Source organism: Streptomyces sp. NPDC087300 (genome assembly GCF_044744425.1).
GTDB lineage: Bacteria > Actinomycetota > Actinomycetes > Streptomycetales > Streptomycetaceae > Streptomyces.
The window spans coordinates 265,191-280,968 of record NZ_JBIUYI010000011.1; the positions used below are offsets into that span (position 1 = coordinate 265,191).

The window sequence follows — 15,778 nt, forward strand, 5'->3', positions numbered from 1 at the left end:
CGGAGGGACTTTCGTGACACGCAAGACGGTGCGCATCGCCATGAACGGCGTCACGGGACGCATGGGCCACCGCCAGCACCTGGTCCGCTCGATCCTCGCCCTCCGCGAACAGGGCGGCCTCGACCTGGGCGACGGCACCGTGCTCTGGCCGGAGCCCGTCCTCGTCGGCCGCAGGGAGCACGCCCTGCGCGCGCTCGCCGGACAGCACGGCCTGGAACACGTCTCCACCGACCTCGACGCGGTCCTCGCCGACCCCTCGGTCGACATCTACTTCGACGCCCAGGTCACCTCCGCCCGTGAGGACGCCATCAAGCGCGCCATCGCCGCGGGCAAGCACGTCTACACCGAGAAGCCGAGCGCCACCGGCCTCGCGGGCGCGCTCGGCCTGGCCCGTCTGGCCAGGGACGCCGGCATCAAGCACGGCGTCGTCCAGGACAAGCTCTTTCTGCCGGGGCTGCTCAAGCTGAAGCGCCTCATCGACGGCGGCTTCTTCGGCCGTATCCTGTCGGTCAGGGGCGAGTTCGGCTACTGGGTCTTCGAGGGCGACTGGCAGCCTGCCCAGCGCCCCTCCTGGAACTACCGCGCCGAGGACGGCGGCGGCATCGTCGTCGACATGTTCCCGCACTGGGAGTACGTCCTGCACGAGCTGTTCGGCCGGGTGCGCAGCGTCCAGGCGCTGGCCGCGACCCACATCCCGCAGCGCTGGGACGAGCGCGACAAGCCCTACGACGCCACCGCCGACGACTCCGCGTACGGCATCTTCGAGCTGGAGGGCGGCGCGATCGCGCAGATCAACTCCTCCTGGTCGGTGCGCGTGAACCGCGACGAGCTGGTCGAGTTCCAGGTCGACGGCACGGAGGGCTCGGCCGTCGCGGGCCTGCGCAACTGCCGCGTACAGCACAGGAGTACGACGCCCAAGCCGGTCTGGAACCCGGACCTGCCCGCCACCCACTCCTTCCGCGACCAGTGGCAGGAGGTCCCGGACAACCAGGGGCCCGAGGGGTTCGACAACGGCTTCAAGGCGCAGTGGGAGCTCTTCCTCAAGCACGTGTACGCGGACGCGCCCTACCGCTGGGACCTCCTCGCGGGCGCGCGCGGCGTGCAACTCGCCGAACTGGGCCTGCGCTCCTCGGCCGAGGGCCGCCGCATCGACGTACCGGAGATCGCCCTGTGACCAGCGTCCTGCTGCCGGCCGCGGACGGCGGCACGCGCGCGTACACCCCGCGCGCCGAGCCCCGCCCGGCGCACGGCGGCCCCGCGTTCACCTCCCGCACGGTCTTCTCCGCCGCGCACGTGGTCGCCGATCCGTACGCCGACGTCTCCCCGGAAGGACCCGCCGCCGTCGACTGGGACGCCACGCTCACCTTCCGCCGTCACCTCTGGTCGCACGGCCTCGGCGTCGCGGAGGCCATGGACACCGCCCAGCGCGGCATGGGCCTCGACTGGGCGGGCGCCGCCGAGCTCATCCGGCGCTCGGCCGCCGAGGCGCGGGCGGCCGGCGGCCGCATCGCGTGCGGCGTGGGCACCGACCAACTCACCGGGCCCGCCGACCTCCTGACGGTCCGTGCGGCGTACGAGGAGCAGCTGGAGCTCGTCGAGGCGAGTGGCGCCCGGCCGATCCTGATGGCCTCGCGCGCGCTGGCCGCCGCGGCCACCTCGCCCGACGACTATCTGCACACCTACGGCCACCTCCTGCGCCAGGCCGCGGGCCCCGTCGTCCTGCACTGGCTCGGCCCGATGTTCGACCCCGCCCTGACGGGCTACTGGGGATCGGCCGACCTGGATACGGCGACGGAGACCTTCCTCCAGGTCATCGCCGCCCACCCCGACAAGGTCGACGGCATCAAGGTCTCGCTCCTGGACGCCGAACGCGAGATCGCGCTGCGCCGCCGGCTGCCCCGGGGCGTGCGCTGCTACACCGGCGACGACTTCCACTACCCCGAGCTGATCGCGGGCGACGACCACGGCTTCAGCCACGCCCTGCTCGGCATCTTCGACCCGCTGGGCCCGCTGGCGGCGGACGCCGTACGCGTCCTGGACACGGGCGACACCAAGGGCTTCCGCGAACTCCTCGACCCCACGGTCGAGTTGTCCCGTCACCTCTTCCAGACGCCCACCCGCTACTACAAGACGGGCGTCGTCCTGCTGGCCTGGCTCGCGGGCCACCAGTCGCACTTCACCATGGTCGGCGGCCTCCAGTCGGCGCGCTCGCTGCCGCATCTGGCCCGCGCCTACGAACTGGCCGACGGACTCGGCCTGTTCCCGGACCCGGCCCTCGCCGCCGCCCGCATGCGATCCCTGCTCACCGTCCACGGAGTGCCGCAATGAGCCCGCAGAGCCCACCGAGCCCCCAGGGCCCGGTCCCGCTGTCCCGGCTGAGCATCAACCAGGAGACCGTCCGCCAGCTCGCGCTGCCCGAACTCGCCGAGGGCTGCGTGAAGGAGGGCATCACCGCGGTCGGCCTGTGGCGTGCCCCGGTCCAGAAGTACGGCGTCGAGCGCACCGCCCGCCTCCTGCGCGATTGCGGGCTCACCGTCACGAGCCTGTGCAGGGGCGGCTTCTTCACCGACCCCGAACCGCACGCACGCGCGCGTGCCCTCGACGACAACCGCGCGGCGATCGACGAGGCGGCCACGCTCGGCACCGACACGCTCGTCCTGGTCTCCGGCGGCCTGCCGCCCGGCAGCAGGGACCTGGCGGCGGCCAGGGAGCACATCGCGGACGCCCTCGCCGAACTCGCCCCGTACGCCCAGGAGCGGGGCGTCCGGCTGGCCATCGAGCCGCTGCACCCGATGTTCGCCGCCGACCGCTGCGTGGTCTCCACCCTCGCCCAGGCCCTCGACCTGGCGGAACGCTTCCCCGCGGAACAGGTCGGCGTCGTCGTGGACACCTACCACCTGTGGTGGGACGACCAGGCACCCGCGCAGATCGCACGCGCGGGCGCCGAAGGCCGGATCCACGCCTTCCAACTGGCCGACTGGATCACACCGCTGCCCGCGGGCGTACTGCTGGGACGCGGCCAACTGGGCGACGGCTGCGTCGACTTCAAGGCCTTCCGCGCACTGGTCGACGACGCCGGATACGAAGGACCGATCGAGGTCGAGATCTTCAACGAGGCGCTGTGGGCCAGGGACGGGGGAGAGGTGCTGCGGGAGACGGCGGAACGCTTCCGCACGCACGCGTGACGCTTCCGCACGCGTGACGCACGGCTACTTCTTGCCGCCCAGGATCTGACCGAGCAGGTCACCGAGGCCACCGGAGGCGGCCGACGCCTTCGGTGCCGCGCCGCCCGACCCCTTCGTGCTCGCCGCGCGCTTGGTGAGGACGGCGAGGACCACGGGGATGAGCATCTCGATGACGCGGGAGACCGTCGGCGCGGGGATGCCCGTCTTCTTGGAGACCGCGTTGGCCACCGGCTTGCTCATCTTCGCGAGGACGCCGGACATCATCCCGCCCGCGGCGAGCCCGCCGAGACCGCCGAACGCCGCCACTCCCTGGAGCGGGGCGTCACCGGAGGCGGAGTCGGCCCCGGGAGCGGGCGCGTCGGCCGCCTCGGCGATCGCCTGGCGCACCTCCTCCGCCTCCGCGGGGTCCGTGGCGGCGGCCTTGTCCTGAAGGTCTCCGGAGAGCGCGGACACCGTGGTGCCGACGACCTCCTGGGCCCCTGTCGCGTCCGTGCCGAGCAGACCGGCGATCTCCTGGAGCTTGTCGTCGCCGAGCTCGCGCAGCACGTCCTGCTCGAAGGACCGGGAATCGCTGGACTGGGAATCGCTCATGAGGCAAACGCTACGTCTGCCCCGCTTTGTCAGCACCTGGAACGGAGCCGGAAAACTTCCTCGCGACTGCGTGCAACCCTTCCGGCACCATGCGTGTCGTACTTGGCGTCAGGACTTCCCGAGGGGGGATCTGGGGGGATTCCGGGGGGAATCAAGGGGTTTCTGACAGGGGAGGGAACCGAGGGGGCCTGTTCGACGGAGCGGGCCCCCTCAAAACGTCCGTACGACCGAAGTCGCCCCCGCCCCCACCGCGCTGTCAGTGCCGGGCGGTAGCGTCGGATCATGTCGAGTCAGGCACCGGCGATGTCGGTGCTCGAGGGGGTCCTCGAGCGCATCACGTACGCCAACGAGGAGACCGGGTACACCGTCGCGCGCGTCGACACCGGACGCGGCGCGGGCGACCTGCTCACGGTCGTCGGCGCGCTGCTCGGCGCGCAGGCCGGCGAATCGCTGCGGATGCAGGGCCGCTGGGGCTCCCACCCGCAGTACGGCAAGCAGTTCACCGTGGAGAACTACACGACGGTGCTGCCCGCCACCATCCAGGGCATCCGCCGCTATCTCGGCTCCGGCCTCATCAAGGGCATCGGCCCGGTGATGGCCGACCGGATCACCACCCACTTCGGCGTGGACACCCTCGACATCATCGAGAAGGAGCCCAAGCGCCTGGTCGAGGTGCCGGGGCTCGGGCCCAAGCGGACGAAGATGATCGCCGCCGCCTGGGAGGAGCAGAAGGCCATCAAGGAGGTCATGGTCTTCCTCCAGGGCGTCGGCGTCTCCACCTCCATCGCGGTGCGCATCTACAAGAAGTACGGGGACGCGTCGATCTCCGTCGTGAAGAACGAGCCCTATCGCCTCGCCGCCGACGTCTGGGGCATCGGCTTCCTCACCGCCGACCGCATCGCCCAGTCGGTCGGCATCCCGCACGACAGCCCCGAGCGCGTCAAGGCCGGTCTCCAGTACGCCCTTTCGCAATCCACCGACCAGGGCAACTGCTTCCTGCCCGAGGAGCGTCTGATCACCGACGCGGTCAAGCTCCTCCAGGTCGACACCGGCCTGGTCATCGACTGCCTCACCGAACTGGCGGGCGAGGAGGAGGGGGTCGTACGGGAGACGGTGCCGGGCCCGGACGGCGGCGAGGACGTCACCGCCGTCTATCTGGTGCCCTTCCACCGCGCCGAAATCTCCCTCGCGGCCCAGCTGTTGCGCCTCCTGAGGACCGAGGAGGACCGCATGCCCGCCTTCCGTGACGTCGCCTGGGACAAGGCGCTCGGCTGGCTGGCGCGCCGCACGGGTGCCGATCTCGCCCCCGAGCAGCAGGAGGCGGTGCGGCTCGCGCTGACCCGCAAGGTCGCCGTCCTGACCGGCGGTCCCGGCTGCGGCAAGTCCTTCACCGTCCGCTCCGTCGTGGAGCTGGCCCGCGCCAAGAAGGCCAAGGTCGTCCTCGCGGCCCCCACCGGACGCGCCGCCAAGCGCCTCGCCGAGCTCACCGGGGCCGAGGCGTCCACCGTCCACCGCCTGCTCGAACTGAAGCCCGGCGGAGACGCGGCGTACGACAAGGAGCGGCCGCTCGACGCCGACCTGGTGGTGGTCGACGAGGCCTCGATGCTGGACCTGCTGCTCGCCAACAAGCTGGTCAAGGCCGTGCCGCCGGGCGCCCACCTGCTCTTCGTCGGCGACGTGGACCAGTTGCCGAGCGTCGGCGCGGGCGAGGTCCTGCGGGACATGCTCGCCGAGGGCGGCCCCGTCCCCGCCGTCCGGCTCACCCGCATCTTCCGGCAGGCCCAGGAGTCGGGCGTGGTCACCAACGCCCACCGCATCAACTCCGGTGTGCCGCCGCTCACCCAGGGCATGAAGGACTTCTTCCTCTTCGTCGAGGAGGAGACCGAGGACGCGGGCCGCGTCACGGTGGACGTCGCCGCGCACCGCATCCCCAAGAAGTTCGGCCTCGACCCGCGCCGCGACATCCAGGTCCTGGCCCCCATGCACCGCGGCCCCGCGGGCGCCGGGAACCTCAACGGCCTCCTCCAGCAGGCCATCACGCCCGCCAGGCCGGACCTGCCGGAGAAGCGCTTCGGGGGCCGCGTCTTCCGCGTCGGCGACAAGGTCACCCAGATCCGCAACAACTACGAGAAGGGGCGGAACGGCGTCTTCAACGGCACGGTGGGCGTGGTCACCGCCCTCGATCCCGACGAGCAGCGGCTGACCGTCCTGACCGACGAGGACGAGGAAATCCCGTACGACTTCGACGAACTGGACGAGCTCTCGCACGCGTACGCGGTGACGATCCACCGCTCCCAGGGCAGTGAGTACCCGGCGGTGGTGATCCCCGTCACCACGGGCGCGTGGATGATGCTCCAGCGCAATCTGCTCTACACGGCGGTGACACGCGCCAAGAAGCTGGTGGTCCTTGTCGGTTCGCGCAAGGCTCTCGGTCAGGCGGTGCGCACGGTCTCCGCGGGCAGACGCTGTACGGCCCTGGATTTCAGGCTCTCGGGGCGCCGCGGAGAAGGCCCTGGACGATTTGATCGATCAAACGAGTCGCAAACGTCACACAGCACTTCCGGAACCGGGGCGAAGGGGGCAGGATGAGCAGGTTGGCGGCACTGAGTGCCGCCAATAGGCCCAATGGTCGACCCCGAGTGCACTCTCCAGGGCCAAATGGGGGATGGTAGAGACAGTCAGGGCACCTCGAAGAAGAGGCACAACGTCGGTGAGGGATGACGTGAGCGAGAACGCTAACAACGGTGTAGTACTGCGGTACGGCGACGGCGAGTACACCTACCCGGTGATCGAGTCGACCGTGGGCGACAAGGGCTTCGACATCGGGAAGCTCCGCGCCCAGACCGGTCTGGTGACCCTGGACAGCGGCTACGGAAACACCGCCGCCTATAAATCCGCCATCACCTATCTCGACGGTGAACAGGGCATCCTCCGGTACCGCGGCTACCCGATCGAGCAGCTGGCCGAGCGCTCCACCTTCACCGAGGTGGCGTACCTCCTGATCAACGGCGAACTGCCGAAGGTCGACGAGCTGGCCACCTTCAAGAACGAGATCACGCAGCACACCCTGCTGCACGAGGACGTCAAGCGGTTCTACGACGGCTTCCCGCGTGACGCCCACCCGATGGCGATGCTGTCGTCCGTGGTCAGCGCGCTGTCGACGTTCTACCAGGACAGCCACAACCCGTTCGACGAGAAGCAGCGTCACCTCTCGACGATCCGCCTGCTCGCCAAGCTTCCGACGATCGCGGCCTACGCGTACAAGAAGTCGCAGGGCCACCCGGTCGTCTACCCGCGCAACGACCTCGGCTACGTCGAGAACTTCCTGCGCATGACCTTCTCGGTGCCCGCCGCCGAGTACGAGCTCGACCCGGTCGTGGTCAACGCGCTCGACAAGCTGCTGATCCTGCACGCGGACCACGAGCAGAACTGTTCGACCTCCACCGTGCGTCTGGTCGGCTCCTCGCAGGCGAACATGTTCGCCTCGATCTCGGCCGGCATCTCGGCCCTGTGGGGCCCGCTGCACGGTGGCGCCAACCAGTCGGTCCTGGAGATGCTGGAAGGCATCCAGGCCTCCGGCGGCGACGTCGACACCTTCATCCGCAAGGTGAAGAACAAGGAAGACGGCGTGAAGCTCATGGGCTTCGGGCACCGCGTCTACAAGAACTTCGACCCCCGGGCGAAGATCATCAAGGCGGCGGCGCACGACGTCCTCTCGGCCCTCGGCAAGTCCGACGAGCTGCTCGACATCGCGCTGAAGCTGGAAGAGCACGCGCTGGCCGACGACTACTTCGTCGAGCGCAAGCTCTACCCGAACGTCGACTTCTACACCGGTCTCATCTACCGGGCCATGGGCTTCCCGACGGAGATGTTCACCGTCCTGTTCGCCCTCGGCCGGCTGCCGGGCTGGATCGCCCAGTGGCACGAGATGATCAAGGAGCCGGGGTCGCGCATCGGCCGTCCCCGTCAGATCTACACCGGTGAGGTCCTGCGGGACTTCGTCCCGGTCGAGGGTCGCTGACCCTTCCCGGGCATCCGCGGGTCCGCTCCGGCCGGCCGCGCGGCTCCCCGCGCCCCTCGCAGGGCACCTAAAGCGGAAAGCGCCCCGCCATCGATCCCCCCACGGGTCGACGGTCGGGGCGCTTCCCTTTTTCCCGGTGCGGATTCCCCCCACGGGATCCGGCCGGGCGTCTGTGGTCGTGCCCTGCGGTCTGCCGGGACGCGTACGTACGGGAGGGCCGCTCAAAGCTCCCCGGTGCACGTGCCCCGGCAACGCAATTCAAGGAACATCCCCCAAGATGTCCCCACATGCCGGAAGATGTCCCCCAAGACATCTTCCTGCATCGCCCCATTAGACTCGCGACTTCCCCCAATGGTTACGTTCGGATCACTGTGATCTGCGTCTCTTGCATATGTCCTGTACATGCGCAAGAACCCCGATATGGGGATTCTGGCACACGCGTGAGGATGTTGAAACGGCCTTGTGAAGGCTTTATGCGAACGTCTTCAGGCGGAGGCTGTTGGTGACCACGAAGACGGAGGAGAACGCCATCGCGGCGCCCGCGATCATCGGATTCAGGAGCCCGGCCGCCGCGAGGGGCAGTGCGGCGACGTTGTAGCCGAAGGCCCAGAAGAGGTTGCCCTTGATGGTGGCGAGTGTCTTGCGGGAGAGCCTGATGGCGTCGGCGGCCACCCGCAAGTCCCCGCGCACGAGTGTCAGGTCGCCCGCCTCGATCGCGGCGTCCGTGCCCGTGCCCATCGCGAGGCCCAGATCGGCGGTGGCGAGCGCGGCCGCGTCGTTCACGCCGTCCCCGACCATCGCCACGACCCGGCCCTCGCCCTGAAGCCGCCGGACGACCTCGACCTTGTCCTCGGGGAGCACCTCCGCGTACACGGCGTCGGGGCCGATCCCCACCTCGCGCGCCACGGCGTCGGCGACGGCCTTGTTGTCACCGGTCAGGAGCACCGGTGACAGGCCGAGCGCGCGCAGTTCGGACACCGCCCGCGGGCTGGTCTCCTTGACGGTGTCCGCGACCGCCAGGACGCCGCGTGCGGCCCCGTCCCAGGCGACCAGGACCGCCGTGCGCCCGGCGGCCTCCGCGGCGTCCCGCAGCGCGCTCACGGCGTCCAGGCCCGTGACGCCCGCGGCCGCGAGGAGCCGCTCGCGGCCGACGAGCACCTCGTGTCCCTCCACGGTCCCGCGCACCCCGGACCCGGCGACGCTCTCGAACCGTTCCGGCGCGGGCGGCACGGCCCCCAGGTGCGCGACGGCGCCCGCCGTGACGGCCCGTGCCACCGGGTGCTCGGAGGCGTGCTCCAGGGCGCCCGCGAGGCGCAGGAGCTCCTTCTCCTCGGTGTCTCCCACCACGTGGACGTCGGTCAGTTCCATCTGCCCCGTCGTCACCGTGCCCGTCTTGTCCAGGACGACGGTGTCGACGCGGCGGGTCGACTCCAGGACCTCGGGGCCCTTGATCAGGATGCCGAGCTGGGCGCCGCGCCCGGTGCCGACCATGAGCGCGGTCGGCGTGGCGAGGCCGAGGGCGCAGGGGCAGGCGATGATCAGTACGGCGACGGCGGCGGTGAACGCGGCGGTCGGGTCGCCGGTGGCGAACAGCCAGCCGGCCAGCGTACCGAGCGCGATGAGCAGGACGACCGGCACGAAGACCCCGGCGATCCTGTCGGCGAGGCGCTGCACCTGGGCCTTGCCGGTCTGCGCGTCCTCGACGAGCCGCGCCATCCGGGCCAGCCGGGTGCCGGAGCCGACCCGTGTCGCCTCGACGACCAGGCGGCCCGAGGTGTTCACGGTCGCCCCGGTGACGGCGTCGCCGACGCCCACGTCCACGGGCACGGACTCGCCGGTCAGCATCGAGGCGTCGACGGCGGACGAGCCCTCGGCGACGGTGCCGTCGGTGGCGACGGTCTCTCCGGGGCGTACGACGAAATGGTCGCCGACGACGAGGCGGCCGACCGGGATCCGGGTCTCCGTGCCGGACCGCAGCACGGCGACGTCCTTGGCGCCCAGATCGAGCAGGGCGCGCAGGGCCGCGCCCGCCTTCCGCTTGGCGCGGGCCTCCAGCCAGCGGCCGAGCAGGATGAACGTGATGACGCCCGCGGCCACTTCCAGATAGATCGTCGACGCGCCGTCGCCCCGCGAGACGGTGAAGTCGAAGCCGTGACGCATCCCCGGCATCCCCGCGTCGCCGAAGAAGAGCGCCCACAGGGACCAGCCGAAGGCGGCGAGCGTGCCGACGGAGACGAGGGTGTCCATGGTCGCCGCGCCGTGCCGCAGGTTGGTGAGGGCCGCGCGGTGGAAGGGGAGGCCGCCCCAGACCACGACGGGCGCGGCCAGGGTCAGCGAGAGCCACTGCCAGTTGTCGAACTGGAGGGCGGGGACCATCGCGAGCAGCACCACGGGCAGCGCGAGCAGCGCCGAGACGATCAGGCGCTGGCGCAGGGTGTCCGGCTCGGTGATGTCGGCGGTGGTCGGGGCCGCGCCCGCCGTACCTGCAGGGGACCCGGCGGACTCGTCGGCCGGTGGCTCCGGCGGGGGCGGCACGATCTCCTCGGCCGTGTAGCCGAGCTTCTCGACCAGCGCGATCAGCTGCCCGACCGCGACGCCCTCGCCCTCGTCGTACGAGACCTTGGCCTTCTCCGTGGCGAGGTTGACCGTGGCGGTCACGCCCTCCATGCGGTTCAGCTTCTTCTCGATGCGCGACGAGCAGGAGGCGCAGGTCATTCCGCCGACGGCGAGTTCGACTTCGGTCATGGCTCTTTCGTACTACTTCCGGGGTGGTGGGACGGCGGCGGGCCCTGTGGTGTCGGCGTCGACACCACAGGGCCCGGAGTACCCGGCGAATCGTGGGACAGACTCAGGACTTGACGCCACCGAGCTCGTAACCGGCCTCGTCGACGGCGTCGCGGACCGCGGCCTCGTCGAGCGGGGCCGCGGAGACCACGGTGACCAGACCCGTGGCGGCGACGGCCGTCACGGAGGTGACGCCGGCGAGCTCCGAGATCTCGCCGGACACGGCGCCCTCGCAGTGACCGCAGGTCATGCCCTTGACCTCGTACACCGCGGTGACGGCGCCCTGCGGCGTCTCTGCTGCGGTGTCCGAGTGGCAGGAACCGCTGGGCGAGCAGCAGGAGCCGGTCGTCTCGGACGCGGCCTGCGGGAGCTCGGTCTGGGCGCTCATGTCGTTCTCCTCCGGGAGGCGGGTATACGGGTGCGACGTAACGTGCAGGAGGGGGCCCCGGAGTCCCGGGGACCTCCTGACACTCACCAGGCTATACCCCTAGGGGGTATTTCTCAACGAGGTCGGACGCGACGTCAGTCCTTGCGGCCCCGGTTGCCCGGACGGGCCGCGACCCAGGCGCGGATGGAGTCCGCGTACCAGTACGGCTTGCCGCCCTCCACGTGGTCGGGCTCGGGCAGCAGTCCGTGCTTGCGGTAGGAGCGCACGGTGTCGGGCTGCACCCGGATGTGCGCGGCGATCTCCTTGTAGGACCAGAGCCTTCGGTCGGTCATCGGTGGCACCTCCCTGCGCGCACCCAGGGCGACCGGAAAGGCCGACGGGGGAGCTGGGCGCTGCGCGCGGCGATCACTCAGCCTGTGCCCGGTGAACGACGCAGAGTGACTATGGGAGAGCCTCTGTCGACTGCCTGTGACGCAAGACCCGCGTATACGAGACATGTGTGACAGGAAGAGAGTGTTTGTGACGTAAGCGACGCATGACGGCAGCGCGTTGCTCCGGCGTGCGAGAGGCGCACGTTCACCCCCGGTGTCGGGGCGCGGCGGGGGAGCGGGCGGGCCGGGTGGGGGGACATCCGCCGCGCAGCGGCCCGGGGACCTCCGCCCACCCGGCGGGGGCCGTGGTGGACCGGGCCCGCTGCGCCGGGCCCGGCCCACCGGCTGTCCCGCGGCCTCCCGGTTCCCGGCACGGAAGGCGAGCGGGTCCCCCGTCGCCCGTTGGCTCAAGGGCCACAGCCTGCCCTCAGCGGCGCCCGCCGGTCTTGGAGAAAAGCGCACCCCGCGCCGCGGCCCCCGCGGGCAGCACCAGGCTGGTGGGCTCCCCGTCGACCCGGTCGGCGGACGGCGGCCCGCTCCGGGCGACGGGCGGGGTGCCGCGCGCCGCCGCGAACTGGCGCGGCGTACAGCCCGTCATCGCCCTGAACTCGCCGCTCAGATGCGCCTGGTCGTAGAAGCCGCAGGCCGCCGCGGTCTCCGCCTGGGTGCGTCCCGCCGCGAGCATCCTGCGGGCCCGCTGCAACCGCAGCACCCGGCCCGCCGCCTTGGGTCCGATGCCGATCTGCTCCCGGAAGCGGTTCTCCAACTGGCGTACGCTCCAGCCGACTTCATCGGCGAGGTGCGCGACGGGCGCCGTGCCCCCGCTGCGCACCAGCTCGCCCCACGCCCGCACGGTCCGCGCCGAGGGCGGCGGGCCCGCCGCGGACCAGCGGATGAACGCGTCGTCCAGGAGGGCGAAGCGGGCGGGCCAGGAGGGCAGCGCGCCCAGCGCGTCGGCGAGTTCGGCGACGCTGTCCCAGCGGCCGGGGCCCGGCCGGACGCCGAGCGCGTCGGGATCGAGGGTCAGATCGGCCAGTTCGTACAGCGCGGTGCCGAAGAGCGGGAACGCGGCCCACGGACTGAGCAGCACCTCGACGCCCGCGAGCCGCCCGTCGTGCTCGCCGAGCACCGGGGTGGTGCCGAGCCCGGAGAGCACCGAGACGAGCGAGACGGGGGGCCGGACGGGGGCGGTGCGCCCCGGCCCCAGGTCGTCGAGCCCGGATATCCGTACGGGCCCGGCGAATCCGAGCAGCAGCGTCACCGCGCCGATCGGCACCTCGAGGCGGCGCCGGGGCCCGCCCGTCGCGAACCGGAAGCCGCGGTAGCTGAGCACACCGGGCCGCAGCCGGGGGTGCGGGTGCGCGAGGGCGGCCTCCCACTCCCCGTCGGGCCCCCGGAAGGGTTCCGGTCCTTGCGGGCCTCCTAAGCGCCGCACGACCGGAGGAAGGAGCGGGTGCGGCGGGCGATCGGCAGGGGCCGCTCGGGCTCGCAGGGGTACATGTCCTGTTCCACGATGGCGAAGAGCTCGACGCCCAGGCCCTGCGCGGCGGCGAGCACGGGCTCGATGGCGGGCACACCGGCCGGCGGTTCGCACATCACGCCGCGCGCCACGGCGGGCCCGAACGGCACCTCGTCAGCCCGCACTTCGGCCAGGACGTCCGGGTCCACCTGCTTGAGGTGCAGATAGCCGATGCGCTCGCCGTACGTCTCGATGAGCTTGACGCTGTCGCCGCCGCAGTACGCGTAGTGGCCGGTGTCCAGGCAGAGCGAGACGAGGCCGGGGTCGGTGGCGTCGAGGAAGCGGGTGACGTTCTCCTCGCTGTCGATGTGCGTGTCCGCGTGCGGGTGGACGACGACGCGCAGCCCGTACCGCTCGCGCACCTCGTGGGCCAGGCGCTCGGTCTGGGTGGTCAGTTCGCGCCATTGTGCGGGGGTGAGGACCCGGTCCTCCAGGACCTCGCCGGTCTTGTCGTCGCGCCAGAACGACGGGATGACGACCAGGTGTTCGGCGCCCATGGCCTGGGCGAGCGCGGCGTTGTCCGCGACGTGCGCCCAGGTCTTCTCCCAGACGGCCGGGCCGTGGTGCAGACCCGTGAAGACCGTGCCCGCGGAGACCTTGAGGCCGCGCCGCGCGGTCTCCTCGGTCAGTACGGCGGGGTCGGTGGGCAGATAGCCGTACGGGCCGAGTTCGATCCACTCGTAGCCGGACTCGGCGACCTCGTCGAGGAAGCGGCGCCAGGGCACCTGCCGGGGGTCGTCGGGGAACCACACTCCCCACGAGTCGGGCGCCGAACCGATGCGGATGCGTGACAGCGTCGTCATGCCGAAAGCCTCCCGGCCGCCGGAGAAGAGTGTCAAGGACTGGTCCGAATGTAAGGACAAAATGTTGACAGGGTTCCTGGGGCGGGATTAGACCTGGGGGCACACGAGCGACCGGCCCGACGAGGGGACGTGCAGGGTGAGCGATCCGTACGACGTCGATCGGCGTGACGTCGATCCGTACGACGTCATCACCATGGGCCGGATCGGGGTCGACCTCTATCCGCTGCAGGCCGGGGTGCCGCTCGCCGAGGTCAGTACGTTCGGCAAGTTCCTCGGCGGCTCGGCCAGCAACGTCGCGGTGGCCGCGGCCCGGCTCGGGCGCCGCGTCGCCGTCGTCACCCGCACCGGCGAGGACCCCTTCGGGGCCTATCTGCACGGGGCGCTGCGCGAGTTCGGCGTCGACGACCGCTGGGTGAGCGGGGTCGCGGGGCTGCCGACGCCGGTGACGTTCTGCGAGGTCTTCCCGCCGGACGACTTCCCGCTGTACTTCTACCGGCTGCCCAAGGCGCCCGATCTGGAGATCCACGAGGCCGAGCTCGACCTCGGCGCGATCGCGGCGGCGCGGATCTTCTGGATGACGGGGACGGGGCTCTGCGCGGAGCCGAGCCGCACGGCGACGCTGGCGGCGCTCGCGGCGCGGTCGGGCGGGACCACGGTCTTCGACCTCGACTGGCGGCCCATGTTCTGGGCCGATCCCGCCGCGGCGCGGCCGCACTACGCCGCGGCGCTCGCCCACGCCACCGTCGCCGTCGGCAACCTCGACGAGGTCGAGATCGCCACGGGGGAGCGCGAACCGCACGCCGCGGCGCGGGCGTTGCTGGCCGCGGGGGTCGAGCTGGCCGTCGTGAAGCAGGGGCCCGAGGGGGTTCTCGCCGTGCACCGCTCCGGCGAGTCCGTGGAGGTGCCGCCGCTGCCGGTGAAGGTGCTCAACGGGCTGGGGGCGGGGGACGCGTTCGGCGGGGCGCTGTGTCACGGACTGCTCGGCGGGTGGGAGTTGGAGCGGGTGATGCGGTACGCCAATGCGGCGGGGGCGATCGTCGCTTCGCGGTTGGAGTGTTCTTCCGCCATGCCGTTTTCGGGCGAGGTCGCCTTGGTGGTGGATGCGGGGGCGGTGACGTGATGGCTGATGTCGGCCGGGGCTCCTGGGGCTCCGCCCCAGACCCCGCTCCTCAAACGCCGGAGGGGCTTGATTCTTCAGCTGCGGAGGGGCTGCGACCGGTCGACGTCGCCGCGCTCTGTCGTACTCGTGTGCAGCAGCCCGAAGCCATCCTCGAAGCCGCTTCCCGGCGGGAGCGGCGGGCGTTGCTCGGGGAGCGGGGGCGGTTGATGGTCATTGCCGCCGATCATCCGGCGCGTGGGGCCCTCGGGGTCGGGGGTGATCCGTTCGCCATGGCCCACCGCGGTGATCTGCTCGCGCGGCTCCGTCTCGCGCTGGGCAGGCCCGGGGTCGACGGGGTGCTCGCCAGCGCCGACATCCTGGAGGACCTGCTGCTGCTCGGCGCCCTGGAGGGCAAGGTCGTCATGGGGTCGATGAACCGCGGGGGACTCGCGGGCGCCTCCTTCGAGCTGGACGACCGGTTCACGGGGTACCGGCCCGAGGACATCGAGCGGCTCGGCTTCGACGCGGGCAAGCTGCTGCTGCGCGTCGACCACTCCGACCCGGGGTCCCTGGAGACCCTGCACTCCGCGGCGCGTGCCGTCGACGCGATGGCGGAGCGCAGGCTCCCGGTGTTCGTCGAGCCGTTCCTGTCCCGGCGGGACGGCGGCGGCACGGGCCCCGTCCGCAACGATCTGAGCGCGACCGCCGTCAGCACGTCGATCGCGATCGCCTCGGGCCTCGGGGGCACCTCGGCGTACACCTGGCTGAAGGTCCCCGTCACCGAGAACCCCGACGACATGGCCCGGGTCATGGAGACCTCGACGCTCCCCGCCGTGTTGCTCGGCGGGGACATTGGGGATGATCAGGACGCCGCGTACGAGAAGTGGCGCGGCGCCCTGCAACTGCCCACCGTGCAGGGCCTCGTCGCGGGCAGGGCGCTGCTCTACCCGCCCGACGGGGACGTGGCGGGGGCGGTCGACACCGCGGTAGGGCTGCTCTAGCCAGGGGGTAGGAACG

Annotated in this window: 13 protein-coding genes; 7 read left to right on the forward strand and 6 right to left on the reverse strand. The window is 71.5% G+C overall.

Features of this window, described 5'->3' with window-relative positions:
• The first annotated feature begins 13 nt into the window (after positions 1-13).
• From ACIO9J_RS37135 to ACIO9J_RS37145, 3 genes are read left to right on the forward strand one after another with little or no spacing between them, the layout of a single operon-like run.
• Positions 14-1,174, forward strand: coding sequence for a Gfo/Idh/MocA family protein (locus ACIO9J_RS37135; RefSeq protein ID WP_402009335.1), 1,161 nt, complete (start codon positions 14-16; stop codon positions 1,172-1,174).
• Complete coding sequence (locus ACIO9J_RS37140; RefSeq protein WP_402009337.1) at positions 1,171-2,328, forward strand: dihydrodipicolinate synthase family protein; 1,158 nt, start codon at positions 1,171-1,173, stop codon at positions 2,326-2,328. Before ACIO9J_RS37135 ends, ACIO9J_RS37140 begins: the two co-directional genes overlap by 4 nt.
• Positions 2,325-3,185, forward strand: coding sequence for a sugar phosphate isomerase/epimerase family protein (locus ACIO9J_RS37145; RefSeq protein ID WP_402009338.1), 861 nt, complete (start codon positions 2,325-2,327; stop codon positions 3,183-3,185). Before ACIO9J_RS37140 ends, ACIO9J_RS37145 begins: the two co-directional genes overlap by 4 nt.
• A gap of 24 nt (positions 3,186-3,209) precedes the next feature.
• On the opposite strand, the gene ACIO9J_RS37150 is transcribed toward ACIO9J_RS37145, so the two are convergent.
• Positions 3,210-3,776 carry a DUF937 domain-containing protein gene (locus ACIO9J_RS37150; protein WP_402009340.1) on the reverse strand — a complete coding sequence of 189 codons (567 nt, stop codon included), beginning with the start codon at positions 3,774-3,776 and terminating at the stop codon, positions 3,210-3,212.
• A gap of 282 nt (positions 3,777-4,058) precedes the next feature.
• On the opposite strand from ACIO9J_RS37150, the gene ACIO9J_RS37155 reads away from it, so the two are divergent.
• Together ACIO9J_RS37155 and ACIO9J_RS37160 are read left to right on the forward strand one after the other, a co-directional pair.
• Positions 4,059-6,365: an ATP-dependent RecD-like DNA helicase gene (locus ACIO9J_RS37155; protein WP_402009342.1), complete on the forward strand. Its 2,307-nt coding sequence runs from the start codon at positions 4,059-4,061 to the stop codon at positions 6,363-6,365.
• A 133-nt stretch (positions 6,366-6,498) separates the two neighbouring features.
• The gene (locus ACIO9J_RS37160) at positions 6,499-7,797 is read left to right on the forward strand and encodes a citrate synthase (RefSeq protein ID WP_191094959.1); all 1,299 of its coding nucleotides are present in this window, start codon (positions 6,499-6,501) and stop codon (positions 7,795-7,797) included.
• Between the two features lie 471 nt (positions 7,798-8,268).
• Here the strand turns inward: ACIO9J_RS37160 and ACIO9J_RS37165 are convergent, their stop codons facing one another.
• The 5 genes from ACIO9J_RS37165 to ACIO9J_RS37185 all read right to left on the reverse strand — a co-directional run bounded on the left by ACIO9J_RS37165 (position 8,269) and on the right by ACIO9J_RS37185 (position 13,662).
• Positions 8,269-10,542, reverse strand: coding sequence for a heavy metal translocating P-type ATPase (locus ACIO9J_RS37165; protein WP_402009344.1), 2,274 nt, complete (start codon positions 10,540-10,542; stop codon positions 8,269-8,271).
• A 103-nt stretch (positions 10,543-10,645) separates the two neighbouring features.
• Positions 10,646-10,969, reverse strand: coding sequence for a heavy-metal-associated domain-containing protein (locus ACIO9J_RS37170; RefSeq protein WP_402009346.1), 324 nt, complete (start codon positions 10,967-10,969; stop codon positions 10,646-10,648).
• A gap of 134 nt (positions 10,970-11,103) precedes the next feature.
• On the reverse strand, positions 11,104-11,301 hold the full coding sequence (locus ACIO9J_RS37175; RefSeq protein WP_402009348.1) for a helix-turn-helix transcriptional regulator: 198 nt from the start codon (positions 11,299-11,301) through the stop codon (positions 11,104-11,106).
• Positions 11,302-11,767: 466 nt separating this feature from the next.
• Positions 11,768-12,673 (reverse strand): helix-turn-helix domain-containing protein, encoded by a 906-nt coding sequence (locus tag ACIO9J_RS37180; RefSeq protein ID WP_402009380.1) that lies wholly within the window; start codon positions 12,671-12,673, stop codon positions 11,768-11,770.
• Between the two features lie 89 nt (positions 12,674-12,762).
• The gene (locus tag ACIO9J_RS37185; protein WP_402009350.1) at positions 12,763-13,662 is read right to left on the reverse strand and encodes a sugar phosphate isomerase/epimerase family protein; all 900 of its coding nucleotides are present in this window, start codon (positions 13,660-13,662) and stop codon (positions 12,763-12,765) included.
• Positions 13,663-13,855: 193 nt separating this feature from the next.
• On the opposite strand from ACIO9J_RS37185, the gene iolC reads away from it, so the two are divergent.
• Together iolC and ACIO9J_RS37195 are read left to right on the forward strand one after the other, a co-directional pair.
• The gene (gene iolC, locus ACIO9J_RS37190) at positions 13,856-14,782 is read left to right on the forward strand and encodes a 5-dehydro-2-deoxygluconokinase (RefSeq protein ID WP_402009382.1); all 927 of its coding nucleotides are present in this window, start codon (positions 13,856-13,858) and stop codon (positions 14,780-14,782) included.
• Positions 14,782-15,762 (forward strand): deoxyribose-phosphate aldolase, encoded by a 981-nt coding sequence (locus ACIO9J_RS37195; RefSeq protein WP_402009352.1) that lies wholly within the window; start codon positions 14,782-14,784, stop codon positions 15,760-15,762. The genes iolC and ACIO9J_RS37195 overlap by 1 nt, the downstream gene beginning before the upstream one ends.
• The last annotated feature ends 16 nt before the right edge of the window (positions 15,763-15,778 follow it).